This is a genomic window from Pseudomonas sp. DR48 (assembly GCF_019823085.1).
Classification (GTDB): Bacteria; Pseudomonadota; Gammaproteobacteria; order Pseudomonadales; family Pseudomonadaceae; genus Aquipseudomonas.
Genome location: NZ_CP081946.1, coordinates 4,596,941 through 4,623,042 on the forward strand (window position 1 = coordinate 4,596,941; position 26,102 = coordinate 4,623,042).

Sequence of the window (26,102 nt, forward strand, 5' to 3'; positions counted from 1 at the left end):
AGTAGATGGAAATTGAAATACTGTCTCTTTTGAGTTGACAGTCGTCTACAGGCTGCCAAGTATTTCCTCCGACGCTGGCGTCATACTTGGCCATAATGCACAGCACTGTTTGAGGCCTGACACAAACCTCCTGTGGGAGCGGGCTTGCTCGCGAATGCGGTGTCACATTCAACATTTTGGGGGACTGATACACCGCTTTCGCGAGCAAGCCCGCTCCCACAGGGGCTTGGTGTTGGCAGATAGACTTTCTTTTGACTTCAGTGATTTTGAACCCATGAAAACCGTGGCTATGGTGTTGTTTCCCGACTTCCTCCTGCTGGACATGGCCGGCCCCATGGAAGTGTTTTCCATCGCCAATCGTTATCTGCCGGCGCACGAGCGCTACGAGCTGTCGACCATTGGCACTGAACCGGGCGCGTTGCGCGCCTCCAACGGCGTCAGCGTGCAAGCCGATCTGCACATCGATCAGGCGGCGCAGGCGTATGACTTGTTGCTGGTACCCGGCGGTCCGGGTGCCTATAACGAAAAGCACCCGCCGTTGCTGTGCTGGCTCAAAGACGCCGTCGCACGGGCAGGGCGCTACGGCTCGATCTGCACCGGCGTGTTCGTGCTCGGGCACGCCGGTTTGCTGGACGGCTATCGCGTCACCACCCATTGGCATTACACGGAGCGCCTGATCAAGGGGTTTCCCGAGGCAACCGTGGAGACCGACAAGATTTACGTGCAGGACCGTAACCTCATCACCTCTGGCGGCGTGACCGCCGGCATCGACCTGGCGCTGGCGATTGTCGCCGAAGACCACGGCAAGAAAGTCGCCCAGGACGTGGCCAAGGTGTTGCTGGTGGTGATGAAACGCCAGGGCGGACAAGCGCAGTTCAGTCCGTTGATGGCCGCCGTCGCACCGCAGGAAACGCCGATCACCCGCGTGCAGAACCATGTGCTCGAACACCTCGATGAAGCCTTCAGCATCGAACGCATGGCCAGCTTCGCGAACATGAGCGAACGGCACTTTGCCCGCACGTTTGCCCGGGAAGTGAACATGACGCCCATGGAGTTTTTGCAAAGTGCGCGCATCGACAGCGCCCGCAACCTGCTGGAAACCAGCGACCTGCCACTCAAGACCGTGGCCTTTAAAAGTGGCTTCGGCAGTGTGCGGCACATGCGTTTTCTGTTCAGTGAAAAGCTGGGCCTGACTCCCAGCCAATACCGCGAACAGTTCAGCTAGAGCGATTGTGTCCGTCATGCGCACCGCGATGGCTGTGACACTCCTACCGTGGCAGTTGAACCGTCACTGTGGCCTGCCAAGATACTTGGCAACGCTTTGCAACGGAGGTGCGGGAGCCTGGAGGGCGCATGCGATGGGTGTTGTCGCACGGTGAGCCAAGCCAGGTTGCAGCATGTGAATGGACATGAACAGCCTCATAGATCTGAACAGCGATGCGGTGCTGCGATTCGGCCCCTACGCCTTCCACCTGCAGCAACGGCTGATCCTGGAGGGTGATCGCCCGCTGCGCATGGGCGGGCGTGCCCTGGACATTTTGCAGGTGCTGGTCGAGCGTGCCGGCGACGTGGTCAGCAAGGATGAATTGATTGCCCTGGTCTGGCCGACCTCCGTGGTCGAGGAAATCAACCTGCGTGTGCACATCGCGGCCCTGCGTCGGGCCTTGGGTGACGGGCAGGATGGCCAGCGCTACATCGTCAACATTCCCCAGCGCGGCTATAGCTTTATCGCCCCGGTGGAACAAGTGCCCGCGGGCATGCTGGTGTTGTTCGAGAACGTGCAAAAACACCAGCACAACTTGCCGGCCCGGTTGACGCCGGTGACCGGTCGGGATTCGATCGTCGGCAGTCTGGTCCGGCAATTGCCGGTCCGTCGCCTCATGACCCTGACCGGCCCCGGCGGCATCGGCAAGACCACGGTGGCGTTGCGTGTCGCCGAGCTGCTGTTGCAGCACTATGAAGACGGCGTGTGGCTGGTGGATTTCGCGGCGATCGATGACCCGGCGCGGGTGGTCGATCATCTGATTCAGACCCTTGAGCTGGAGGTCGGCACGACGCTGGACGTGCTGGCAAACCGACACACATTGCTGGTGCTCGATAACTGCGAACATTTGCAGGAACGCTGCCGGACCCTGGTCGAGGATTTATTGATCTCGGCGCCTCGCCTGTCGATTCTGGTGACCAGTCGCGAACCGTTGCAGGCGGCGGGGGAAACGGTCCAGCGCCTGGCCTCTCTGGTGGTGCCGCCCGCGTCGGCCTTGCACAGCGTCACCGAAGCCATGGGGTATTCGGCGGTGCAGTTGTTCGTCAGTCGCGCCCGAGCCCGTCAACAAGGTTTTGCCCTGCGCGAACAAGACCTCAAGGCTGTGCGCGAAATTTGCCAGCGGCTCGATGGTTTGCCGCTGGCGATCGAACTGGCGGCGGGGCAGATCGACGCCTTGGCGCTGGTGGGCTTGCAAGCGCAGCTCGACAACTGTTTTCAACTGCTGACCCAAGGCCGGCGCACCGCCGTGCCCCGGCATCAAACCCTCAAGGCTGCGCTGGACTGGAGCTATGAACGACTCGGTGAACGCGAGCAAACCGTGCTGCAGCGCCTGTCGGTGTTCAAGATGTCCTTCACCCTTGAGGCGGCGATTGGCGTGAGCAGTTGCGCACTGCTCAAACCCGAAGTACTGGCGGCGCTGGTGGAGCGTCTGGTGGCCAAATCGTTACTGTCAAAGGATCAAGTCAACGGCACCAGCCGTTATCGCTTTCTTAACACCACCCGCCGCTATGCGCTGGAGAAGCTTGAGCTGAGCGGCCAACAGCGTCTGTTCGAGAGGCGTTACTCGCACTACATCAGCCGCGCGCGCAGGACCTCAGGGGCGCCATTGCCCATGGAGCTCGTCGAGTAAGCACCGGACTTTGTGCAAGTCCGGCGTCGCGAAACCTTCGGTGAAGCGGTTGTAGACCGGTGCCAGCAACTCATGGGCCTGCTGGTACAAGCCCTGACGCTGCCAGAGTTGCGCCAGTGAGGTGGCGCTGCGCAGTTCCCAGGCCAGGGCTCCCTGATGCCTGGCTACATTCAATGCCCGAACCAGCATCTCTTCGGCTGCAATGGCTGTGTGGGAACGAGCCTGCTCGCGATGATCCCCCTCCGACGGATTGTCCTGCGCCATCAACGCATCAGCCCTGGCGCGCAGTATCTCCGCCGTGCTCCATCCCGCCGCCCCGGTATCGGCCCGCTGCAGCAAGGTTTCATCGACAAAGCCGCTGTCGAGCGTAACCATGATTTCGCCGATCAAGCCCGCCCCCGGTCGAGCGGGCAACTGCGCTTCTTCGCGATCAATCACCTGCGCGTAATGCTGTGCCCAGTTATAAAACAGCAGCACCGAATGCCTTTGCGCCTGCTCTTGCAACAGGCGCAAGAGCTCGCGAGCGGTCTGAGGCTCGCCGTTGTAGTGGGCAATCAGGCACCCGGCCAGCGCCAGGGTGTAGCAGATCGACGTGCCGTGGTTGATCTGATTCGCGATGTCCAGCGCCTGCCGGGCGGTGCGCCAGGCTTGTTCCGGCTGGCCTTGCACCCAAAGGATGCGCGCCAGAATCGTCAGGGCGGCCACACTCTGATCGTATTGCACGCCAAATCCGTGGGTGAAGCGGTTGAGGTGGCCGCTTTGGGCCATGCGCTGGATGACCTGTTCGGCGTTCTCCCGCGCCAATGACTGATTGCCGGAAAAGTGCAGCGCCAGAACGCGTAAGCGGTGTGTACTGAGTGACAGGACGGCGTCGTCATCGCCCCCCAGTCGGTCGAATTGCTGGCTCTGCTCCAGCGCCATTTGGTAGTGACCGCAACTGAGGTTGACCGCCATGTGCCCCGACACCGCCCGGAGCTCGCCTGCCACGTCGTTGGCGGTTTTGGCCAGGGTGCGGGCGCTGACGAACGCCTCGATGGTTTCGGCGGTGCCGCCCTGGGTGTGGTAGCAGGAGCTGCCCAGCGCCAGCTTCAGGTCCATTTTCAGACGAGGGCAGGGCTCGGCGTTCGTGTCGAGCAAGGCCAGCGCCTTGCGCACATAGACCCCGTGTTCCTTGAGCAGCGACAGTTCTTGCCAGAGTGGCGTGGACGTCGCCGCCAGACGAATCGCCAGCGCTTGCGGCCCCTGGCCATTCAAGCCCCAGTCGAGTGCCGAGCGAATGTCTTCCAGGCTGCGCGCGTAACGCTCGATCCACAGGCTAGTGGAAATCAGTTCCCAGTCTGCCCGGCCTTGATTCATCAAGGCCAGGCATCGTTGGGCGTGGCGTTCACGGGTGTCCGGCAGATCAGCGGCCTCGGCGAGTTTTTCCAGGGCATAGCTGCGGGTCGTGTCGAGTAATCGATAAAACACTTCTTCGTCGCCCACCTCGACATTCAACAGCGACTTGGCCACCAGTTGCGTGATCGAGCCAAATACCACATCGGGCTCGATGTGTTCGCCGACGATCACCGCCGCTGCCGACTGCAACGTGAAACCACCCCTGAACACCCCGAGGCGGCGCAGGCATGTCTGCTCGCAGGCACTGAGCAACTGGAAACTCCAGTCGAGAGTGGCACGCAGTGTCTGGTGTCGGCCCAGCGTCGACTGACAGCCCTGAGTGAGCACGCGGAAACTGTCTTGTAATTGCGCCAGCAATCCGTCGACTCCAAAGTGGCCCACTTGCGCCGCCGCCAGTTCGATGGCCAATGGAATGCCGTCCAGGCGCCGACAGATCTCAATCGCCAGCGGCAGTTCTTCTTCGGTCAATTCAAAGCTGTCCTGGCTGGCCATGGCCCGTTCGACGAACAGCTGCAGCGCCGAAAACGTCAGCGCCTGAGCACGGTCGAGCACAGCGATGGGCGGCGGACAATCCAGCGAGTCAAGACGCTGAACGTATTCGCCCTCGGCGCGCAGGCTCTCGCGGCTGGTGGCCAGAATGTGCACCTGTGGGGCTGCGCGCAGGAGGCTTTCGCAGAGCAGCGCGATGGCGTCGATCAGGTGCTCGCAGTTATCGATCACCAGCAGCATCTGCCGTTCGCGCAGATACGTCGCGAGGCCGCTCGCGGGTTCGGCGTCATGCAGCGACAAACCCAGCATCGTGGCCAGGTGAGTGCCGATCATCAACGGATCGCTGATCGGCGCCAGGTCCAGCAGGCGAATGCCGTCCCGGTAGCGGCCAATCAATTGTTCCGCGACCCGCAGGGCCACGGTGGTCTTGCCGATCCCGCCCGGGCCGACGAGGGTGATGAAACGCTGGCGTGGCAGCTGCAGCATCAGGTTGTCGACCAGTGGCTGGCGACCAATCATGCGCGTGTGCCGGATGGGCAGGTTATGGCCGCTTGTTGCAGGTTCTTCGGCCTCGGGATGTTGCCCGATCTGTTGCAGTGAAAAGGGCGCCACAAAACTGTAGCCACGTTGGGCTATGGTGATGATGTAGCGCTGGCCGGCCTGGCCGTCGCCAAGGGCTTTGCGCAGCGCCGCCATGTGCACCCGCAGGTTGATGTCTTCGACCACGCTTTTGGGCCAGACCCTGGCGATCAATTCTTGCTTGGCGACCACTTTTCCCGCGTGCTCCAGCAGGATCAACAGAATGTCGAGCGCACGCCGACCCAGGCGCAAAGGCTGGTCGGCCTCCATCACCAGACGTTGTCCGGGATAGACCCGGTAGGGGCCGAAATGGATGGCCTGTTCGGGGGAAAGGGTCAACGTGTCACTCCTGCTTGCAACCGTCTGGTACGCGATTTTCGAGCATATTCCTCAGGTTTTGAGGTGAACGCAACGCGGTGCCCGGAAGACTGTCGGGTGTTCGTCTGGACCGGTGCGTTCCGGGTGTCGTTCTCAAGCACCTGTTCATTGGGGGGGAGGGTAGCAAAGTACGTGTTACGGCTTTTGGCGCGCCAAGGAAAATTAACAACGTTTAACTCGTGCTCAGTGTGGTCTACGCCCAAAACTCAGTTGCTTCAACTTCCACTGGTCTGGTGGGAGCGAGCCTGCTCGCTCAATAGGGCAGCGGTGTTGCAAAGGGATTAATACCTCGAGAGGACGCTGCAATGAGCAACGTGGTGGTGGTCTATCACAGTGGCTACGGGCACACCCGTGTCTTGGCCGAGGCCGTCGCCCTCGGTGTCGAGCGGCATCTGGGCAGCACCAGTCTGCTGGTGCCGGTCGAGGACGTGGACCAGCACTGGGATCGATTGCACAGTGCCGACGCCATCATTTTCGGCGCCCCGACCTACATGGGCAGCGCTTCGGCGTCCTTCAAGAGCTTCATGGAATCCACGGCGGCGTTTTACCTGGCCCAGCCATGGCGCAACAAGCTGGCGGCGGGGTTCACCAACTCCGGCTGCCTGTGCGGCGACAAACTCAACACCTTGCTGCAGCTGGCGGTGTTCGCCGCGCAGCATTCAATGATCTGGGTCGGCCTCGACGTGCTGCCGGCACGTTCGAGCACCGGCGTGTTCGACGGACAGCTCAATCGCCTCGGCAGTTCGCTCGGGGTCATGGCCCAGTCGAATGTCGAACAGTCCCCCGAGCTGGCGCCTCCGCCAGAAGACCGCTGCACCGCCGCGCACCTGGGCGAGCGCGTGGCGCGACTCGCCGAACGCATGGGCCACTCACCGCTTTGAAACACCCCCAACACTCGAAAAGGAGATATCGCATGAGTACATTCACGACCCGAGACGGCACCGAGATTTATTACAAGGACTGGGGCACCGGTCAGCCGATCGTATTCAGTCACGGCTGGCCGCTGAACGCCGACAGCTGGGAATCGCAGATGATCTTCCTGGCCTCCAAAGGCTATCGGGTCATCGCCCACGACCGCCGTGGCCATGGCCGCTCCAGCCAGCCGTGGACTGGCAACGATATGGACACCTACGCCGATGACCTGGCGCAGTTGATCGAGTTGCTCGACCTCAAGGATGCCGTGCTGTTCGGCTTCTCCACCGGCGGCGGCGAAGTGGCGCGCTATATCGGTCGCCACGGCACTGGCCGCGTGGCCAAGGCCGGGCTGATTTCCTCGGTGCCGCCGTTGATGCTCAAAACCGCAGCCAACCCCGGCGGCTTGCCGATCGAAGTGTTCGACGGCATTCGCCAGGCGTCCCTGGCCGACCGTTCGCAGCTGTACATCGACCTCGCCAGCGGACCGTTCTTCGGCTTCAACAAACCGGACGCCAAGCCTTCCCAGGGCATGATCGACTGGTTCTGGATGCAAGGCATGATGGCCGGTCACAAGAACGCTTATGACTGCATCAAGGCGTTCTCCGAAACCGACTTCACCGAGGACTTGAAGAAGTTCGATATCCCGACGCTGGTAGTGCATGGCGACGCGGATCAGGTGGTGCCCATCGAGGCGGCGGGCATTGCGTCGGCAAAACTGGTGAAAGGATCTACGCTGAAGATCTACCCCGGTGCACCCCATGGCTTGACTGACACTCACAAGGATCAGCTCAACGCTGAGCTGTTGGCGTTCTTGAAGGGATGATGAACCCCGGCGCGGATTTCAATCCGCGCCGGTTTTCGCTGCTGGTGAGAGCAGCTAACTGTCGAGATCGAGTCCATGAAAAAGCTGACGAATGCCACCGGCGCACCGGTGGTCAATAACCTCAATATCCAGACTGCCGGCCCTCGTGGGCCGGCACTTTTACAAGACATCTGGCTGTTGGAAAAACTAGCCCACTTTGACCGCGAAGTCATCCCTGAGCGGCGCATGCACGCCAAGGGCGCGGGCGCTTACGGCACGTTCACCGTCACCCACGACATCAGCCGCTACACCAAGGCCAGTATTTTCAGTGCCGTGGGCAAGCAGACGCCGTTGTTCGTGCGTTTTTCCTCGGTGGCCGGCGAGCGCGGCGCGGCGGATGCCGAGCGCGATATCCGTGGCTTCGCGGTGAAGTTCTATACCGACGAAGGCAACTGGGACATCGTCGGCAACAACACGCCGGTGTTTTTCTTCCGTGACCCGCTGCGTTTCGCCGACCTTAACCACGTGGTCAAGCGCGACCCGCGCACCGGCCTGCGCAACGCCACCAGCAACTGGGATTTCTGGAGCTTGCTGCCGGAGGCGCTGCACCAGGTGACCATCGTCATGAGCGATCGCGGGATTCCCGTCAGCTTCCGCAACATGCACGGTTTCGGCAGCCACACGTTCAGCCTGATCAACCGTGACAACAAACGGGTGTGGGTGAAGTTTCACTTTGTTTGTCAGCAAGAGATTCAAAACCTCACGGATGCAGAGGCGCAAGCGGTGGTCGGCAGGGACCGCGAAAGCAACCTGCGGGACCTGTACGAAGTCATCGAGCAGGGCAATTTCCCGCGCTGGAAATTGTGCGTTCAGGTGATGGAGGAGGAGCAGGCCAACACCTACCGGCACAATCCATTCGACCTGACCAAGGTCTGGCCACACGGTGATTTCCCGCTGATCGAAGTGGGCATCATGGAGCTCAACCGGAACGCCGAGAATCACTTCGCCGAAATCGAACAGGCCGCCTTCTCTCCGGCCAACGTGGTACCAGGCGTGAGCTTTTCGCCGGACCGCATGCTTCAGGCGCGGTTGTTTTCCTATGGTGACGCTCAGCGCTATCGCTTGGGGGTCAACTTCAATCACATCCCGGTCAACGCACCGCGCTCACCGTCCCACAGCTATCACCGCGACGGCGCCATGCGTACCGACGGCAACCTGGGTGGCACCGCCAGTTATTTCCCCAACAGCGTGGGTGAATGGCAGGACTCACCGGAGCTGGCCGATCCGCCGCTACCGGTGGAAGGCTTTGCCCAGCACTATGACCATCGGCTTGAGAATGACCACTATGAGCAGCCAGGCAACCTGTTCCGGTTGCTGGACCCGGTGCGCAAACAGTTGCTGTTCGACAACACCGCACGGGCGATGAATGGCGTGCCGCAGGCCATTCGCCAGCGCCATATCGAGAACTGCACCAAGGCTGATCCGGCGTATGGGTTCGGGGTGGCTGAGGCGTTGGAGCGGCTTTCTCCGCTGGGCTGACGCAACCCACGTAGCAGCTGTCGTTCGACCGCTGCTACGAAGCGTGCGACATCGAATATTACGCGTGAAGTTCGGCGGCGTAGGCGGGGCGGCGGGGAAGGGGGCGCACCGTACGGCAACGCCAGGCGAACGGGGTGATACCTTCGCTGCGGGTGAAGATGTGACAGAAATGTGCCTGATCGCAGAAGCCGCATTCGAGGCTGATTTGCGTCAGGGTCAGTTCGGTGTCCTGGATCAATTGCTTGGCGCGGGCAATACGCTGCTGGCGAATCCAGTCCTGGGGCGAGAGCCCGGTGCTGCACTTGAATGCGCGGGAGAAATGACTGCGTGAGAGGGCACAGGCGCTAGCCAGCTCGGTCACTTCAATGGTCTCGTCGAGGCGCTCGAGGATCAGCTGCTTGACCAGGCTTTCGCGCCACGGGGTCAGGCCGCCGGTGGTTTTCTTTCGCGTTTGAGTGGCAGTCGCGCAGGCGACGTTTCGCTGAGATTGGGCCATGACAGATGTCCGTGTCGGTGAGCTTCATTCTTGGTCGCGACGCGCTGGCAGGCGAGTTAAACGTTGTTAATTCCGTCCGTGTACGAGGTGGGCAACAGCGCTAACTCAGCACATTGCTGCAATTTCCAAGGGCCTGTCCCGTGCACAATCGACCTCATCGTACGGCGTTTGCATGGCCGCTTTTTTGACTCGATCAAGGTGAAAGTATGAAACATTCTCTGGCAAGTGCATTGGGGCTGGCGGTGGCGATGACAGCCGGAGTGTGTGCGGCGCAGGCGCCTGCACAGGTCGGCACACAAGCGCCGGGCTATTTCCGCCTGGCGGTGGGCGATTACGAAGTCACGGCGCTGTTCGACGGCTACAACGACCTGTCGCCCAAACTGCTCAAGGGCCTGACCCAGAGCCAGATCCGCGCGCTGCTGGCTCGCCGTTCGATTGAAACACCGGGCGTGCAGACCGCGTTCAACGCCTTTTTGATCAACACCGGCAAGCAATTGATCCTGGTCGATACGGGGGCGGGCCAATGCATTGGCGCCACGGCCGGCATGCTCTCGGACAACATGAAAGCCGCCGGTTATGAGCCTGCGCAAGTCGATACGATTTTGTTGACGCACCTGCACCTGGACCACGTCTGCGGGCTGGTCAACGCCCAGCACAAACCCGTGTTCGCCAATGCCACCGTCTTTGCGGCGAAGGCGGAAGCCGCTTACTGGCTCGATCCCCAGGCGCTTGCCAAGGCACCCGAGGGCGCCAAGCCGTATTTCAAAATCGCCCAGGACTCAACCGCACCGTATGTGGCCGAGGGACGTTTCAAGACGTTCGATGCCGGTCAGTCGCCGGTGCCGGGTGTAGTCGATGCGGAGCTGGAAGCGGGGCACACGCCGGGCAGCACCACCTACCGGTTCACTTCCCAGGGGCAGAGCATTCTGTTCATGGGCGATCTGGTGCATAACCTCGCGGTGCAGTTCGAACACCCTGAAGTGTCGATCGGTTTTGACGTCAACAGCCAGCAGGCGATCAAGAGCCGCGCCACCGTATTTACGGCAGCAGCGGCGAGCAAGACCTGGGTGACGGCAGCGCACTTGCCGTTCCCCGGCATTGGCCACATCGCCGCCCAGGGCAAGCATTTCCAATGGGTGCCGGTGGAATACGGGCCTTACAAACGTGCGGCGAACGTGCCGTTGATCGAGTAAAGTCGCCGGCTGAACACAACAAGGGAACCGTGCCTATGAACCGTAACGATCTGCGTCGCGTCGACATGAACCTGTTGGTGATTTTCGAAGCGTTGATGTTCGAGAAGAACCTCACTCGAGTGGCTGAAAAACTGTTCATGGGCCAGCCGGCAGTGAGTGCGGCGCTGGCACGGTTGCGTGATCTGTTCGACGATCCGTTGTTGCTGCGCAATGGGCGCGCCATGGAGCCGACGGCGCGGGCGCTGGCGATTCTCAAGGAGCTGCAACCGGCGATGGATGTGATTTCCGGGGCGGTGAGCCGGGCCAAGGAGTTCGATCCGACGACCAGCTGCGATGTGTTTCGTATCGGGTTGTCGGACGATGCCGAGTTTGGTTTGTTTCCGCCGCTGTTGACGCAGCTGCGCGAGGAGGCGCCGGGGATTGTCGTGGTGGTGCGGCGGGCCAATTATCTGTTGATGCCGGCGTTGTTGGCGTCCGGGGAAATTTCGGTGGGGGTGAGTTACACCACGGATTTGCCGGCGAATGCCAAGCGTAAGACCTTGCGCGATATTCCGTGCAAGGTGTTGCGTGGTGACAAGCGTCCGGGGCCGCTGACGCTGGATGAGTATTGTGAGCGGCCGCATGCGATGGTGTCGTTTTCGGGGGATTTGAGCGGCAACATTGATCTTGATCTGGCGAAGATCGGGCGCTGTCGGCGGGTGGTGTTGGGTGTTCCGCAGTTCAGTGGGTTGCGTGCGTTGTTGGCCGGGACTGAGATGATTGCGACGGTGCCGGATTATGCGGCGTGTGCGTTGGTTGAGGGCTGTGCGTTGAGGGCTGAGGATCCGCCGTTTCCGATTGAGGCTGCGCAGTTGTCGATGGCTTGGAGTGGGGTGCATGACAATGATCCGGCGGAGCGGTGGTTGCGGGCTCGCATTAGTCAGTTTATGTCGCTGCCTTTGGGTATTCCTGGTTGAGCGTGAACGTGGCGGCCTTTGGGCCGACCAATCTCTTTCGGGTGTACATCGAACCCTGTGGGAGCGGGCTTGCCCGCGATGGCGGCCTGACGGCCGACCAGTCTCTTTCGTGTGTACACCGAACTTGTGGGAGTGAGCCTGCTCGCGATGGCGGCCTGACAGCCGACCAGTCTCTTTCAGGTGTACATATCCGTTGCTGCGGTAACGGCGGCTTAGGGTTTCGCCCTGACGGCGACTCACTTTTTTTGACAAACGCCTCAAAAAAAGTAAGCAAAAAAAAGGCTCGCCCCGACGTCCGGCCCCTCGCTAGGGCTCGGTGTTCCTTCGCTCCGGCATTCATCTGGGGGCATCGCCTCCGGTCTGCTTCGCGACGACCTCCTCTCGATGTGTGCGGCTTCGCCGCACGGCGCTACGCGCCTGCCCCCCAGATGAACGCCTCCACTCAGCCTGCCGAAGGGGCGGGTAGATCAAAATCAAAAGCAGGCGAGCTACCGCTCGGCCTATTGAGTGGTGAGGAGCGGCGGTAGACACCGGTCCATTGTGGGAGCTGGCCTGCCGGCGATGGCGGCCTGCCAGCCGACCAATCTCTTCCTGCCACCCAATGATCGTTCCCTACGCTCCGCGTGGGAATGCAGCCAGGGACGCTCCGCGTTCCGAAGGGGCGGGTGGATCAAGATCAAAAGCTGTAGGCGAGCTACCGCTCGGCCTGTTGAGTGGTGAAGAGCAGGCGGTGTACCTCGGTTTTTTATTGTGGGAGCTAGCCTGCTAGCGATGGCGGCCTGGCAGCCGACCAGTCTCTTCCAGCTACCCCACTGATCGTTCCCTACACTCCGCGTGGGAATGCAGCCAGGGACGCTCCGCGTTCCGAAGGGGCGGGTGGATCAAGATCAAAAGCTGCAGGCGAGCTACCGCTCGGCCTGTTGAGTGGTGAAGAGCGAGGCGGTGTACCTCGGTTTTTATTGTGGGTGCTAGCCTGCTAGCGATGGCGGCCTGGCAGCCGACCAGTCTCTTCCAGCTACCCCCACTGATCGTTCCCTACGCTCCGCGTGGGAATGCAGCCAGGGACGCTCCGCGTTCCGAAGGGACGGGTGGATCAAGATCAAGAGCTGCAGGCGAGCTACCGCTCGGCCTGTTGAGTGGTGAAGAGCGAGGCGTGTGCGCCGATGTATTGTGGGCGGGCTGGCCGGGATGTGGTTGTTTGAACGGGCGGTAACGTTGTCAGTTGAAAAAGCGCAGCCCCGTCAATCCTTACCATTCGTCCGTAATTGTTATTGACCTGTAAGTTCTGACAGTAGCCGGTGTTCACGATTCGGTGTGTGATAGGCGTGCTCCAGGTGGCAGGTTTAATCACGTACAGGGAACGAATAATGAATGGTCAGGGTACGGAACTAGTCACGGAAAAATTGCCACCTCCGTACATTCGTGAAAGTCGGGCTCTGGACCTCTTGAATCCACTGGCGCTCACGCATGGCTGCAGGATTGTCATGGAGTACGACATTGAGCCCGGTGACAGGGTCAGTGTGACTTGGGCAGGGGCTCCGGGGGCTGGTTCGTATACGTCGGTGTTCTTCCCGGTGGGTGAGTTGCGTCCCTTGGAGGTCGGGATAGGCGGTATACCGCTGGTGATCTTCAATTTGGGGAGGACGGTGACGCTGACCTATACCGTTATTCGAGGTGACTCTGCGCCTGTGACTTCGCAGCCGTTGATTTTATACGTGCTGCCCATAGCGCTAAGCGAGTTTCCCAGACCCTTTATCACGCAGGCACCCGGGTTTGGCACGGGTTTGGTCCTGGATGTAAGTGCGCTGACCCAATTCACCCTGCGGACCAACGCATGGCCCCTGCAAACCCAAGGTCAATACTTCTGGTTGCGTCTCAGAGGGACCAACGCCGACGATAGCGTTTTCGATAAGCTGTACTGGAGTGCGCCGGGCAATGTTGTCGATCAGAAATTCGACAAAGGCTTCTATGCACAAGACTACCCCGCCGACCTGCTGAAGGGGCTCAAGGATCGCAGTACGCTGACTCTGGAGTTTATGGCGGGCCTGCAGGGTAGCGAGGACCCGGCCCTTGCCCAAGTGTTTGCGCATCGCAACTACATCGTCAGCACGAATGGACCGGTCACACCGGTAGTCCCGGTGATCGAATCGGTGAAGGGCTCTGACAATATCGTTATTCCCGACATGGGAGACACTGCTCATTCTCGCGTAATGGTAACCGGGACCGCATTGGCGGGCGAAGAGGTGGAGCTCTTTGATGGGGAAGTCTCCCTTGGTAAAGCCAGGGCCATTTCCGGTCGCTGGGAAGTGTTGGTGTCGGAGCTGGATGTGCGGCGGCATGTATTCAAGGCCGTGGCTTTGTATGGCGGTAATGAGGAATCCAACACGTGGACGATCAACGTAACGTCCCCACTTCCATTGCCGCTTACCATCAAAGAGGCTCCCGATAACATAAACCTCGACCTGGTTGCGGCCAGGGATCGCCTGACTGCCGTGTTGGACTACGACATGGAAGCCTTGGATCTGGTCAGAGTAATGTGGGTTGGCACGCCGGGCGCCGGGACGCGAACCACCGCTCCGGTTCGGGCTGGCGACATCAAGCCCAGAGAAATTCTGCTACCCACTTCGCTTGTCAGCGCCAATGTCGGCCAAACGGTCACGGTGACATTCAGCTATACCCGCGGGGCATCGCCCCCGGTGGTATCGCAACCGCTGAGGCTGAGCGTTTTCAATTCCGGCGGGTGAGTAAACATCTCAAAAGTGCTCCTCTTGAACAGAGGCATCGACATGGCTCCGAAGTTGATCTACTGAAAAAACGGCCTCACAAGAGGTCGTTTTTTTGTGCCTGACAAATGCTTTCCTGCCATGAAGAACTCACAAGGGGCCACGGTGGATCTCGCTGTCGGGCTAATCCCCAAAAAGAGCACGTACATCCAATTTTTTCCGCCCCCGCAACGGCACTATCGAATGATGTTCCGGCGCTTGGATGCCGGTGGTTTTCATTTGTGCAGGTAGCCCATGAACACTTCGCAATGGGATCAGCGAGCCCAGGACTTCGGGTTGTTTTTTCTGCGGGTCAGCGGCGGATTGTTTCTGCTGTGGGTGCACGGTTTGCCCAAGCTGCTTAACTACAGTGCGCAGTTGCAGGTCATCGAAGACCCTTTCCACCTCGGTGCGAATGTCACGCTGATGCTGGCGATTTTTGCCGAGGTGTTGTGTCCGCTGTTGATCATTGTCGGGGTGTTGGTGCGGTTGGCGTGCCTGCCGATTCTGTGTGTCCTGTTGATCGCCCTGTTGGTCGTGCATCCACAGTGGAGCCTCGATGAAGGCCAGTTCGGCTGGTTGCTGCTGATTCTGTTCACCAGTCTTTTCATCGCCGGGCCGGGACGGCTGGCGCTCAATGTCCGATTCGCCGGAGCTTTGCGTTATGCCTGAATCCAACCGTTTCGAAGAAGTCGTGACCCTGGTCATCAAGCATCGGGTCAAGGCTGGTTTTGAAGTGCCTTACGAAGCCTGGTTGCGCAACATTGTCAGCATTGCCGGGCAGCAGGACGGGCACTTGGGTGTAGACGTGATGCGCGGTAAAAACGCCGGGCTCGACATGTACACCTGCGTGCTGCGCTTTTGCTCGACCGAGGCGATGCAGCGCTGGCTCGATTCGCCACAGCGCCTGGAGCTGGTCAACGAAGCCGCGCCGATGCTCGCCGACGGCGACCAGACCGAAGTCAATCCGGTCAAGGAATTCTGGTTCGCCCCGCAAGCCGATACCGCGTCGTCGCCACCTCCGCGCTGGAAGCAGGCCGTGGTCACGTTGCTGGTGATTCTGCCGCACACGTTGCTGGTGCCGCTGCTCTGGGGCCCGCTGCTGCGACTCAACGCGTTGCTGTCCAATTACGTGGTCGCGACGTTCCTGATCACGCTGACCATCGTTGTCTCGGTGGTGTACCTGTTCATGCCAATGGCCACACGCTTGTTCGCGCCTTGGCTGTCTTCTTCCACTCAGCCAAAGGAAACGCGATGAACGCCGATCTGATTTTATTCAATGGCCAATTTCATACCGTAGACCGTGAAAACCCACGCGCCAGCGCTGTTGCTATCAGCGATGGTCGCTTCGTTGCGGTTGGCACCGATGCCCAGGCCATGGCCTTGCGCGGGTCGGGTACGCAGGTCATCGACCTCAAGGGACGCTGCGTCATCCCTGGCCTCAACGACTCGCACTTGCACCTGATCCGTGGCGGTTTGAACTACAACCTCGAATTGCGCTGGGAAGGCGTGCCGTCGTTGGTCGATGCCCTGCGCATGCTCAAGGATCAGGCTGACCGTACGCCGACGCCGCAATGGGTACGCGTGGTCGGTGGCTGGAACGAATTCCAGTTCGCTGAAAAGCGCATGCCGACCCTGGAAGAACTCAACCAGGCCGCGCCGGACACCCCGGTGTTCGTCCTGCACCTCTACGACCGCGCCTTGCTCAACCGCGCTGCCTTGCGCGTGGCCGGCTACACCCGTGATACGCCGAACCCGCCGGGCGGCGAGATTGTCCGGGATGCCAATGGCAACCCGACCGGCATGCTGGTCGCACGTCCGAACGCGATGATTCTTTACTCGACGCTGGCCAAGGGGCCGAAGCTGCCGCTGGAATATCAGGTCAACTCGACCCGCCAATTCATGCGCGAGCTCAATCGTCTGGGCCTGACCAGTGCGATCGATGCCGGGGGTGGTTTCCAGAATTATCCGGACGATTACCAGGTGATCGAGCAGTTGGCCAAGGACCAGCAGCTGACCATTCGCATCGCTTACAACCTGTTCACGCAGAAGCCGAAAGAAGAGCTGACCGATTTCAAGAACTGGACCAGCAGCGTGACCCTGCACCAGGGCGACGATTTCCTGCGGCACAACGGCGCCGGGGAAATGCTGGTGTTTTCGGCGGCGGATTTCGAGGACTTCCTCGAGCCGCGCCCGGACCTGCCGCAAACCATGGAAGACGAGCTGGAACCAGTGGTCCGCCACCTGGTGGAGCAACGCTGGCCGTTCCGTTTGCACGCTACTTACAACGAATCCATCAGCCGCATGCTCGACGTGTTCGAGAAGGTCAATCGCGACATTCCGTTCAACGGTTTGCCGTGGTTCTTCGACCACGCTGAAACCATCACCCCACAGAACATCGAGCGTGTGAGGGCGCTGGGCGGCGGTATTGCGATCCAGGACCGGATGGCGTTCCAGGGCGAGTATTTCGTCGAGCGTTATGGCGCCAAGGCCGCTGAAGCGACCCCGCCGATCAAGCGCATGCTGGCTGAAGGCGTGCCGGTCGGCGCCGGCACCGATGCGACCCGGGTGTCCAGCTACAATCCATGGACTTCGCTGTACTGGATGGTCAGCGGCCGCACCGTGGGCGGACTTGAGCTGCATGCCGAGGGCTTGTCCCGGCAGACCGCGCTGGAGCTGTTCACTCACGGCAGCGCCTGGTTCTCTTCCGAGCAGGGCAAGAAAGGCCAGATCAAGGTCGGCCAACTGGCGGACGTCGCTGCGCTGAGCGCGGACTTTTTCAGCGTCGACGAAGAAGCGATCAAGTGGATCGAATCGGTGTTGACCGTGGTCGGCGGCAAGGTGGTGTACGCCGCCGGTGATTTCGAAAAACTCGGGCCGGCCAGCGTGCCGGTGCTGCCGGACTGGTCACCGGTGGTGAAAGTGCCGGGGCACTGGCGGCCGACCTCGCCGATGCAGGCGCAGGTTCACCATTGCAGCGGGCCGTGCGGCGTGCATGCCCACAGCCATGACAAAGCGCGCCTGTCGAACGCGCCGGTCAGTGATTTTGCGGGTTTCTGGGGCGCCTTTGGCTGCTCGTGCTTCGCGTTCTGACTTTTAGAAAAAAAGCGCCGATGGGCTGCATCGGCGCATCACGTAATACCCATCCATCGAGGAGTTTCACATGAGCAACGTTCCGTACAAACGCCTGAACAAAGACGATGCCGTAGTCCTGTTGGTCGACCACCAGACCGGCCTGATCTCGCTGGTCCAGGATTTCTCGCCGAACGAATTCAAGAACAACGTGCTGGCCCTCGGGGACTTGGCCAAGTTCTTCAAACTGCCGACTATCCTCACCACCAGCTTCGAAAACGGCCCTAACGGTCCGATGGTGCCTGAGCTCAAGGAGCTGTTCCCGGACGCGCCGTACATCCCGCGTCCAGGCCAGATCAACGCCTGGGACAACGAAGATTTCGTCAAAGCCGTGAAAGCCACTGGCCGCAAGCAACTGATCATCGCCGGTGTGGTCACTGACGTGTGTGTGACGTTCCCGACGCTGTCGGCGTTGGCCGAAGGCTTTGAGGTGTTTGTGGTGACTGACGCTTCGGGCACGTTCAACGAAACCGTGCAGCAAGCCGCTTGGGCGCGTATGTCTGCTGCGGGTGCGCAACTGGTGAACTGGTTCTCGGTGGCTTGCGAGCTGCAAGGCGACTGGCGCAACGATATGGAAGGTTTGGCGAACCTGCTGTCGCCGCGTATTCCAAACTACCGCAACCTGATGAACAGCTACTCGGTGCTGACTTCGAAGTAAGTTTCGCTGGTTGAAAAGGTTGGGGTGGGGACATATCCGTTTCTGCGGTAACGGTGGCTATTGGTTCCGCCCTGACGGCGGGTCACTTGGAGAAGCGCCAAGTAACCAAGCGCTTTTGCCCCTGACGTTCGGTGCCTCGCCAAGGCTCGGCATGCCCTCGCTCCGGTCCTGCTCCGTGGGCCCGCCGCCATCGGCCATCCATGGCCGGGGGCGGCTACCGCGGCATCCTTGCCGGGTTGCCCACTGCGCAGAACCTGCGCTCGGCCTCTCGAGGGGGCGTGCACCGCCAAAGCAAAGCGAGGCGGCCTGCGGGCCGACCTGGTTCTTCAACGCTTGCGCGTCCTGATCCTGACCCTGATCGTTCCCACGCTCCGCGTGGGAATGCATCCCGTGACGCTCCGCGTCACTCTTGCGCAAGACTCAAGCCTGGTGTCGACAGCGGAACGCAGAGCGTCCCCGGCGGCATTCCCACGCGGAGCGTGGGAACGATCAAGATCAACAGCATCGCGAGCAGGCTCGCTCCCACATAAAGCAGAGCAGGCCGGCGCAGCGCTTTTGCTTCTCACCACTCATCAGGTCGAGCGTTAGCTCGCCTTGCGCTTTTGATCTTGATCTTGATCTGCCCTATATCGGAAGGCCGAACGCAGGTTCTGCGTAGTGGGCAACCCGGCATGGATGCCGGGTTAGCCGCCCCCGGCCATGGATGGCCGATGGCGGCGGGCCCACGGAGCAGGACCGGAGTGAGGGAATGCCGAGCCACAGCGAGGCACCGGACGTCAGGGGCGCAAGCGCTTGGTTACTTGGCGCTTTTCCAAGTAACCCGCCGTCAGGGCGGAACCAATAGCCGCCGTTACCAAAAAAACGGATATGTACCCAACCCCAACCCCAACCCAACATGACCGTCTAACCCATCACACAGGCTGACGTTTCTGCAGCCAACTCAGAAACCCGCTTTTCTTGATCGGCGCCGGTTTGGCCAGCAACGCCAACCGACTGTTTTGCGTACGCACCGCTTGCAACTTGTTCAGCGCCCGACCCACTTCAACCCGTTGCTCCATGCACTGGCGAGTCAGCGCCTTGTCGATCCGGTAAATGATGCACGACGTCAACGTAGTAAAGGTCGCCTCCGACGGCGTATCGGTAAGGATGCTTTGTTCGCCCATCACTTCACTAGGCCCCATGCGCCCAGCTTCGGTTTGCCCGGTGCCGTCCGGCACGGTGGCGCTGACCACGCCCGTGGCGATCACCATCAGACTGTCCGGCACGTCGCCCAATGCCAATACCACCTGGCCTGCGGCGTACTGCTGCGGGACCATCGACTGGGCCATTTGGTCACGCTCATCCTCGCTCAGGGACCGGAAGATTTTCACTTCATCAAGCAACGCCCGCGCGCGAGTCGTCGGCTCAATCACGCCATCGAGCTGCCGGGAAATACCCGCCGCTTCCAGGTGCCGATGGGCCAGGTCGAACAGTTGGTTGCGCACTTCGCCCTTTTTCCCTAGCTCAGTGATAAAGCCGCTGGCCACGTATTCGGACATGGTTTCGCCGGCTTCCTTGAGCACCGCTTTCGGGGGAGGGTTGAGCAGCAAGCTGCTGCTGCCCTGCAGTGTGCGCTCCAGTGCATCCAACACTCGACGCGGGCGAATGTGGTTGGGCACCTGAATACTGATCGACACGCCGTGCATGTTGGTGGGTCGACTCAGGTTGACGATTTTCGCCTTGGCCGCCACTGAGTTCGGCACCACCGCCGTGCTGCCGGCACTGGTCAGCAGGTGAGTCGCGCGCCAGTCGATGTCGAGCACTTTGCCTTCGACGCCATCGATCTTGATCCAGTCATCGACCTGATACGGCTTGGTGGTGTTGAGCACGATCCCGGAAAACACGTCGCTCAAGGTGCTCTGCAACGCCAGGCCGACAACGATGGCCACTACCCCGGAGGTCGCCAGCAACCCCTTGACCGGCAGTTCCAGTACATAACCGGCCGCGGCCACGATGGCCACCAGAAACACCAGTGCGCCGATGACATCCTGCAGCAATCGACCGCTGTGGCCGATGCGGCGCATCAGCACCAGGCCGATGACTTCGGTGAGCACCCGTGCCGCGTACAACCACCAGAGAATCCCCAGCGCCGTGGCGCCCAGTTGAACCACGCGGTCCTCGGCAAACTGCGGCGCCAGTAAAGGGCTGACGCCGGCGTTGATCACCAGTGCGCTGAACATCACAAACAGCGCCAGCCGCACACCGACCCGGGTGACGCGATGCTTGAACGGCGCGAGTTGCCAGAGCACCGCATCGATCACCAGCAGCAGGGCGCTCCAGGACAGTAAATGAGCAAGGACGAAGGACATGGGGAAACTCCGTTTTCAAAAGGCAGACGGGAAAAAGCCTGCACGAGGGCAGGCTTTTTGGCAGTGCTTAGTTCAGATGAGTCTTGAGCTCCAGGGCCGCCTGACGCACCGCCGCTTTCACTTCCGGAATCTGGCTCAGCGGATTGAGCAGGCCGAAGTCGTGAATCATGCCGTTGTAGCGCACCGCCGTGACCGGCACGCCGGCGGCGTCGAGGTGGCGGGCATAGGCTTCGCCTTCGTCACGCAACACGTCGAACTCGGCGGTTTGCACCAGTGCGGCGGGCAGGCCTTTGAGCTGTTCGGCGCTGGCTTGCAACGGCGAGGCATGGATCTGCGCACGCTCGGCCTGGTCGGTGGTGTAGTTGTCCCAGAACCAATTCATCATGCCTTTGGTGAGGAAGTGGCCCTCGGCAAATTGCTGGTACGAGCCGCTGTCGAACTGCGCGTTGGTCACTGGCCACATCAACAGCTGGAAGCGCAGCGCCGGGGTTTTCTGCTCCTTGGCCATCAAGGCCACGACCGCCGCCATGTTGCCGCCGACGCTGTTACCGGCCACTGCCAGGCGCTTGCCGTCGACGCCGATGTCCTTGCCGTGCTCGGCCACCCAACGGGTCGCAGCGTAAGCTTGGTTGATCGCGGTCGGGTAGTGCGCTTCCGGTGACGGGGTGTAATCGACATACACCGCGACCGCGCCGGAGCCGACCACCAGGTCGTGGATCAGGCGCTGGTGAGTCGGGTAGTCGCCCAACACCCAACCGCCACCGTGGAAGAACATGAACACCGGCAATTCACCTTTGACTTTGGCCGGCCGCACGATTTTCAGGTTGATGGTTTGTCCATCGACTTTGATAGCGCGGTCGCTGACGTCCACACCCGACAGATCAACCTTCACCGAGTTTTGCGCGCCGGTCAGAACCGCACGGGCATCGACAGGGCTCAGCTGTTCAAGCGGCTTGCCACCGCCAGCCGCCAGGGCTTCGAGGAAGGCTTGGGTGGTGTGTTCGACACCCGGGCTGCCAGCGGCAAAAGCGTTGCCGATGGAGAGGGCGAGGAGGGATGCGGCCAGGGTTTTTTTGACGATGTTCATGGGGTAAATCCTTTTTAAGTTTTTCGACGTTGAGTACCTAAGGGTCAGGTTGCTGCCGGCTCTGTCGTTCAGGCCTCAGCAACACCGTGGACACAGATTAATGGGGTGCCGAAAAAGGAAAAAGCGGCTATAAAGTGTTTGACTGTCAACCAGGGCGCGACAATGAACCCGTTCGAAGATATGCGTATTTTTTGCCAGGTCATGGACTCCGGCAGCTTCACCTCGGCAGCGGATCAATTGGGGCTGTCCAAGCAGTTCGTAAGCCGCCGCTTGATGCAACTTGAAGAGCGGTTGGGCGTGCGCTTGCTCAACCGTTCCACCCGGCGGCTGGACGTCACGCCACTGGGGCAGAGTTATTACGAGTCGGCCTTGCGCCTGCTTGGCGAAGTCGAGCAAGTGGAGCAGGGCATCGCCGGGCAGACCACCGAGCCACGCGGGACCATTCGGGTGAGCGCACCGTTGTCGTTTGCGCTGGCGCATCTGGGGTGTCTATTGCCGTTGTTTTTGCAGCGCTATCGCGACGTCACCGTGGAGGTGGATTTGAGCGACCGGCCGGTGGATTTGCTTGGCGAGGGTTACGACCTGGCGCTACGCATCGGCACCCTGGAAGACTCGACGTTGATTGCACGCCGCATCGCCGCGATCCAGCGTGTGTATTGCGCGAGCCCGGCTTACCTGGCCGAGCGCGGCACGCCGCTCAAACCGGAAGACTTGCACAGCCATGACTGCCTGCCCTACGGCCACGGTCGACAGGTGCAATGGCGTTTCGAAGGACAGGGCAAGCCGCTGACGGTCAACGTAACCGGCAGGATGCGCGTCAACAACGGCGAATTGCTCAGGGATGCGGCGGTGGCCGGGATGGGGGTTACCTACTTGCCGACGTTCATTGTCGGCGCGGCACTGAAGGATGGCCGGCTGGTGCCGGTGCTGGACGAGTTTCGTCCGCCGCCACTGACGCTATCGGCGGTGTACCCGCAGCATCGCCAGAGTTCGCGCCCGGTGCAGGCGCTGATCGAGTTTTTACGCGAGCGGCTGGATCAGGCTGCGGGCGGGTTGTAGAGCCGAACACAATTCCACTGTGGGAGCGGGCTTGCCCGCGATAGCGGAGTGTCAGTCGAAATCAATATTGACTGATGCACCGCCTTCGCGAGCAAGCCCGCTCCCACAGGGTTTTGTAGTGATCTTTCGATCAGTGGTTATCAGGTCCTTTTGTCATCGCCTGGTTCACCGGCACGATGGACACCATGGTCATCACCGACTTCACCGGCGCGATGAACACCGTGGTCATCACTGACTTCACCGGCACGATGAACACCGTGGTCATCGCCGATTTCACCGGCACGATGGACACCATGATCATCGCCGACTTCCCCAGCGCGATGAACGCCGTGGTCATCACCCATTTCGCCGGCACGATGAACGCCGTGATCGTCACCCGCTTCGGAGTGAGAGCCGCTGCGCCCGGATGAGGCCGAGTCGCCGGAGTGTCCTGAGCCATGGTCGCTGCCGCTGTGACCGCTGCCGCTATTGCCGCCGCCGCTGCCACTGTTGCCGCCACTGCCGCTTCCACCGTGACCGCCGCCATTGCCGCCGCCACCGCTTCCACCACTGCCACCGCCACCGCCATTACCACCACCACCTCCGCCGGATCCGCCGCCACCGCCGCCAGAGCCGCCACCGCCACCGCCAGAGCCGCCCCCACCACCGCCGGAGCCACCGCCGCCTCCGCCGCCACTACCACCTTCCTTGGCCTGAACACTCGACACACCGGACAGACTGTCCGGTATCAATACCGTAGACGCCGACAGAACTGCGCCAATAGCTACTGCAAGTAAAAGCTTGTTGATGTGCATGTCGTTCTCCGTCTTTTTATTCAGGTTGGAACGTTGATGAACAATGCAACGTGCTGCTCGATTCATAGGGTGAACACCACAGCTCGCCGATTAATTCAGTTGCACCTTGGATGAGCGATGAACGGTACAACTCAACCCCGTTCCAGAGGGTCAGTGAATACTTGAGGCCAGCTCGAAAATCGGGATGTACATCAGGATCACGATGACTCCGATCAGCAGGCCGATGAAGGTCATGAGCAACGGTTCGAACAGGCGCACGAACCATTCGATCCAGCGGCTGATTTCCTCGTCGTAGAAGTCGGCGCTGCGCTCCATCATCTGGCCGAGATTGCCGGACTGTTCGCCCGCACGCAGCAGGCGCAGGGACACCGGGGTCACCAGGTGATTGAGTTCCAGCGCGGTGGACAGTGACTGCCCCTCGCGTACCCGCTCGCAGGCCTGGTCCAGGCGTGCGCGGGAGGCGACGGTGAGCAGGCCACGGACCATGCCCATGGCGGTGACGAGCGGGATGCCGCCCTGCAACAAAATTCCCAGCGAGCGATAGAAACGTGCCAGTTCGTACATGAAGATGCGCTGATGGACCGCCGGGAGTTTTTCGATCACCCGGTCCACGCCACGACGAAAGGCCGGTTGGCGCTGGAGGAAGGCGAGGGCGACGATGATTGCCAGCAAGGCGCCGAAGAATTCACCCTGATGCGCGTGCAGGAACATCCCGCTGCTCATCAGCACTTGCGACAGCCACGGCAGGTTCGACCCCAGGCCTTCGAACACCAGGCTGAAGCGCGGCACCACGTAGCCCATCAAAAACAACACCACGCCACCGCCCACCACGAGCAACAGCAGCGGGTAGATCGACGCGCTGATGATTTTTTGCCGAACTTCGTCCATGCGCTGGCGATAGCTGACGTAGCGGCCCAGGGCATCGCCCACGGCGCCGGTTTTCTCGCTGGACTGCACCAGCGCCACATACAACGGCGGGAACACCGCCGACAACTGCGCCAAGGCCTGGGAGAACGATTTGCCTTCATAAAGCAGGCGCACCAGTTCGCTCAAGGTTTTGCGGGCCTGTGGCGCGGTTTCTTTTTCCGCCAGGCTTTCCAGCGCATCGATCAGCGGCAGGCCCGCGTTGAGCAGCGTGGTCAATTCCTGGCTGAACAACACCAGGTTGAAGGTCTCGCGCTTCTGCAAGCGTAACGCGCGCCAGTGTCGCTCGGCATGCAGGCTGACCACCCGCAAGCCCTGGTCTTCGACGATGCGCCGGGCTTCACTGTGGCCGGGTGCCTCGACGGTCATCGAGACCACACCGGCCTTGCCCACGGCCTTGAGATGAAAGCGCATGGTCGACTCTCCCGTCACTGCCAGCTGGTGATTTCGGCGTTTTCGCCTTCGCCGCCGGGTTGGCCGTCCTTGCCCATGGACAGCAAGTCGTATTCGCCGTTTTCACCGGGGTAGCGGTAGGTGTAGCTACGGCCCCACGGATCCAGCGGCAATTTTTTCTGCAAGTAAGGACCGGTCCAATGGGTTTCATCGCTGGGCGCGGTGATCAGCGCCTGCAAACCCTGTTCGGTCGACGGGTAATGGCCGACCTCCAGGCGGTAAAGATCCAGGGCTTTGCCCAGGCCTTCGATTTGCGCCTTGGCCACCTTTACTTCGGAGCGGCCCAGCTGGGCGAAATACTTCGGCGCAACGATGCCGGCCAACAGCCCCAGCACCACCAGCACCACCAACAGTTCGAGCAGGGTGAACCCGCTTTGAGTACGCGGGGCGGAACGTAAACGCTGATTCATGATGACCTCACACAGTCGGCAGAAGGGTCGCCATGCAGGCCTATGCAATTGCCATGCTCACCCCCACCCAACCTTGTGAAAGCCCCGTATTACGGGGCTTTGCGCTTTCGGCACAGTGCTTGCGTATGGCTGTTTCACTACCGGCCATTGGGGCATTACCCCCATTTTTCGGGGCCGGGCAGGGGAGGAAAAATAATGAAAACACTCACCACAGGACTGCTCGGCTGCTTGCTGCTGACCAGCGTCGTCCAGGCCGATGTGTTCGTTTCCGTGGACGCCAAGGGCAGCTACGTGCTGTCCAACGTTCACCGTCCCGGCCGCACGTATGAGCGGGTCATTCACGAGCCGGAAAAGGCGCTGGTCAGCCTTGATCAGCAGCCCCAGATGATTGCCCGGCAGCCCTATGCCGAACTGGTTTCGGCGGCCGCCACGGCCAATCAATTACCGGCGGCGCTGCTGCACGCGGTGATCCGCGAAGAGTCCCGCTACAACTCGGATGCGACATCGCCCAAAGGCGCCGGTGGGCTGATGCAGTTGATGCCTGAGACCGCCCGGGAAATGGGGGTCAAGAATGTCTACGACCCGAAAGCCAACATCCAGGGCGGCGCCAAATACCTCAAGCGCCTGATGACCCTGTTCGACAACGACATCGCCCTCGCCGTGGCGGCCTACAACGCCGGGCCGCAAGCGGTGCTCAGCCGTGGCGGGGTGATCCCGCCGTTCGCCGAAACCCAGCGTTACGTGCCCAGCGTGCTGCGCCAATACCGCCGCCTGCAAGGCCTGGCGGTGGACGCGCCGTTGTGATCGGCAGGCTTGGGGACGTTCCCCCAATGTTGGGG

At 61.0% G+C, this 26,102-nt stretch carries 21 protein-coding genes; 14 read left to right on the forward strand and 7 right to left on the reverse strand.

Going from position 1 to position 26,102, the window contains the following annotated elements; genetic code table 11:
• Positions 1-274 precede the first annotated feature (274 nt).
• On the forward strand, positions 275-1,225 hold the full coding sequence (locus K5K95_RS20880; protein WP_222585885.1) for a GlxA family transcriptional regulator: 951 nt from the start codon (positions 275-277) through the stop codon (positions 1,223-1,225).
• Positions 1,226-1,409: 184 nt separating this feature from the next.
• The gene (locus K5K95_RS20885; RefSeq protein WP_222585886.1) at positions 1,410-2,894 is read left to right on the forward strand and encodes an ATP-binding protein; all 1,485 of its coding nucleotides are present in this window, start codon (positions 1,410-1,412) and stop codon (positions 2,892-2,894) included.
• Here K5K95_RS20885 and K5K95_RS20890 read toward each other — a convergent pair.
• The gene (locus tag K5K95_RS20890) at positions 2,859-5,696 is read right to left on the reverse strand and encodes an ATP-binding protein (protein WP_222585887.1); all 2,838 of its coding nucleotides are present in this window, start codon (positions 5,694-5,696) and stop codon (positions 2,859-2,861) included. The genes K5K95_RS20885 and K5K95_RS20890 overlap by 36 nt on opposite strands.
• A gap of 344 nt (positions 5,697-6,040) precedes the next feature.
• On the opposite strand from K5K95_RS20890, the gene K5K95_RS20895 reads away from it, so the two are divergent.
• The 3 genes from K5K95_RS20895 to K5K95_RS20905 all read left to right on the forward strand — a co-directional run bounded on the left by K5K95_RS20895 (position 6,041) and on the right by K5K95_RS20905 (position 8,991).
• A complete protein-coding gene (locus tag K5K95_RS20895) occupies positions 6,041-6,616 on the forward strand; it encodes a flavodoxin family protein (RefSeq protein WP_090182636.1) in 576 nt (191 codons plus the stop codon).
• Positions 6,617-6,648: 32 nt separating this feature from the next.
• Complete coding sequence (locus tag K5K95_RS20900) at positions 6,649-7,473, forward strand: alpha/beta fold hydrolase (RefSeq protein ID WP_222585888.1); 825 nt, start codon at positions 6,649-6,651, stop codon at positions 7,471-7,473.
• Between the two features lie 75 nt (positions 7,474-7,548).
• A complete protein-coding gene (locus tag K5K95_RS20905) occupies positions 7,549-8,991 on the forward strand; it encodes a catalase (RefSeq protein ID WP_222585889.1) in 1,443 nt (480 codons plus the stop codon).
• A 58-nt stretch (positions 8,992-9,049) separates the two neighbouring features.
• On the opposite strand, the gene K5K95_RS20910 is transcribed toward K5K95_RS20905, so the two are convergent.
• Complete coding sequence (locus K5K95_RS20910; RefSeq protein WP_222585890.1) at positions 9,050-9,487, reverse strand: helix-turn-helix domain-containing protein; 438 nt, start codon at positions 9,485-9,487, stop codon at positions 9,050-9,052.
• A gap of 206 nt (positions 9,488-9,693) precedes the next feature.
• Here K5K95_RS20910 and K5K95_RS20915 point away from each other — a divergent pair, with 206 nt between their 5' ends.
• The 7 genes from K5K95_RS20915 (at position 9,694) to ycaC (ending at position 18,188) form a co-directional block, all read left to right on the forward strand.
• Positions 9,694-10,680, forward strand: a complete 987-nt coding sequence (locus K5K95_RS20915; RefSeq protein WP_222585891.1) for an MBL fold metallo-hydrolase — start codon at positions 9,694-9,696, stop codon at positions 10,678-10,680.
• Positions 10,681-10,715: 35 nt separating this feature from the next.
• Positions 10,716-11,636, forward strand: coding sequence for a LysR family transcriptional regulator (locus K5K95_RS20920; protein WP_222585892.1), 921 nt, complete (start codon positions 10,716-10,718; stop codon positions 11,634-11,636).
• 1,367 nt (positions 11,637-13,003) lie between these two features.
• Complete coding sequence (locus K5K95_RS20925; RefSeq protein WP_222585893.1) at positions 13,004-14,380, forward strand: hypothetical protein; 1,377 nt, start codon at positions 13,004-13,006, stop codon at positions 14,378-14,380.
• Positions 14,381-14,653: 273 nt separating this feature from the next.
• On the forward strand, positions 14,654-15,070 hold the full coding sequence (locus K5K95_RS20930; RefSeq protein WP_222585894.1) for a DoxX family protein: 417 nt from the start codon (positions 14,654-14,656) through the stop codon (positions 15,068-15,070).
• Positions 15,063-15,656: an antibiotic biosynthesis monooxygenase gene (locus K5K95_RS20935; protein WP_222585895.1), complete on the forward strand. Its 594-nt coding sequence runs from the start codon at positions 15,063-15,065 to the stop codon at positions 15,654-15,656. The genes K5K95_RS20930 and K5K95_RS20935 overlap by 8 nt, the downstream gene beginning before the upstream one ends.
• Entirely contained in the window at positions 15,653-17,491 is a 1,839-nt protein-coding gene (locus K5K95_RS20940) for an amidohydrolase (RefSeq protein WP_222585896.1), read from the forward strand. The genes K5K95_RS20935 and K5K95_RS20940 overlap by 4 nt, the downstream gene beginning before the upstream one ends.
• Before the next feature lie 70 nt (positions 17,492-17,561).
• Positions 17,562-18,188 (forward strand): isochorismate family cysteine hydrolase YcaC, encoded by a 627-nt coding sequence (ycaC, locus tag K5K95_RS20945; RefSeq protein WP_222585897.1) that lies wholly within the window; start codon positions 17,562-17,564, stop codon positions 18,186-18,188.
• 911 nt (positions 18,189-19,099) lie between these two features.
• Here ycaC and K5K95_RS20950 read toward each other — a convergent pair.
• Together K5K95_RS20950 and K5K95_RS20955 are read right to left on the reverse strand one after the other, a co-directional pair.
• On the reverse strand, positions 19,100-20,536 hold the full coding sequence (locus K5K95_RS20950; protein ID WP_222585898.1) for a mechanosensitive ion channel family protein: 1,437 nt from the start codon (positions 20,534-20,536) through the stop codon (positions 19,100-19,102).
• Between the two features lie 67 nt (positions 20,537-20,603).
• Positions 20,604-21,623 carry an alpha/beta hydrolase gene (locus K5K95_RS20955; protein ID WP_222585899.1) on the reverse strand — a complete coding sequence of 340 codons (1,020 nt, stop codon included), beginning with the start codon at positions 21,621-21,623 and terminating at the stop codon, positions 20,604-20,606.
• A 162-nt stretch (positions 21,624-21,785) separates the two neighbouring features.
• Between K5K95_RS20955 and K5K95_RS20960 the strand changes: the two genes are divergently transcribed.
• Positions 21,786-22,682 (forward strand): LysR family transcriptional regulator, encoded by an 897-nt coding sequence (locus K5K95_RS20960; protein WP_222585900.1) that lies wholly within the window; start codon positions 21,786-21,788, stop codon positions 22,680-22,682.
• Positions 22,683-22,822: 140 nt separating this feature from the next.
• Here the strand turns inward: K5K95_RS20960 and K5K95_RS20965 are convergent, their stop codons facing one another.
• From K5K95_RS20965 to gspG, 3 genes are all read right to left on the reverse strand, one after another.
• Positions 22,823-23,476, reverse strand: a complete 654-nt coding sequence (locus K5K95_RS20965) for a hypothetical protein (protein ID WP_222585901.1) — start codon at positions 23,474-23,476, stop codon at positions 22,823-22,825.
• 150 nt (positions 23,477-23,626) lie between these two features.
• Complete coding sequence (locus tag K5K95_RS20970) at positions 23,627-24,814, reverse strand: type II secretion system F family protein (protein ID WP_222585902.1); 1,188 nt, start codon at positions 24,812-24,814, stop codon at positions 23,627-23,629.
• 14 nt (positions 24,815-24,828) lie between these two features.
• Complete coding sequence (gene gspG / locus K5K95_RS20975; RefSeq protein ID WP_222585903.1) at positions 24,829-25,263, reverse strand: type II secretion system major pseudopilin GspG; 435 nt, start codon at positions 25,261-25,263, stop codon at positions 24,829-24,831.
• A gap of 195 nt (positions 25,264-25,458) precedes the next feature.
• Between gspG and K5K95_RS20980 the strand changes: the two genes are divergently transcribed.
• A complete protein-coding gene (locus K5K95_RS20980) occupies positions 25,459-26,067 on the forward strand; it encodes a lytic transglycosylase domain-containing protein (RefSeq protein WP_222585904.1) in 609 nt (202 codons plus the stop codon).
• Positions 26,068-26,102 lie beyond the last annotated feature (35 nt).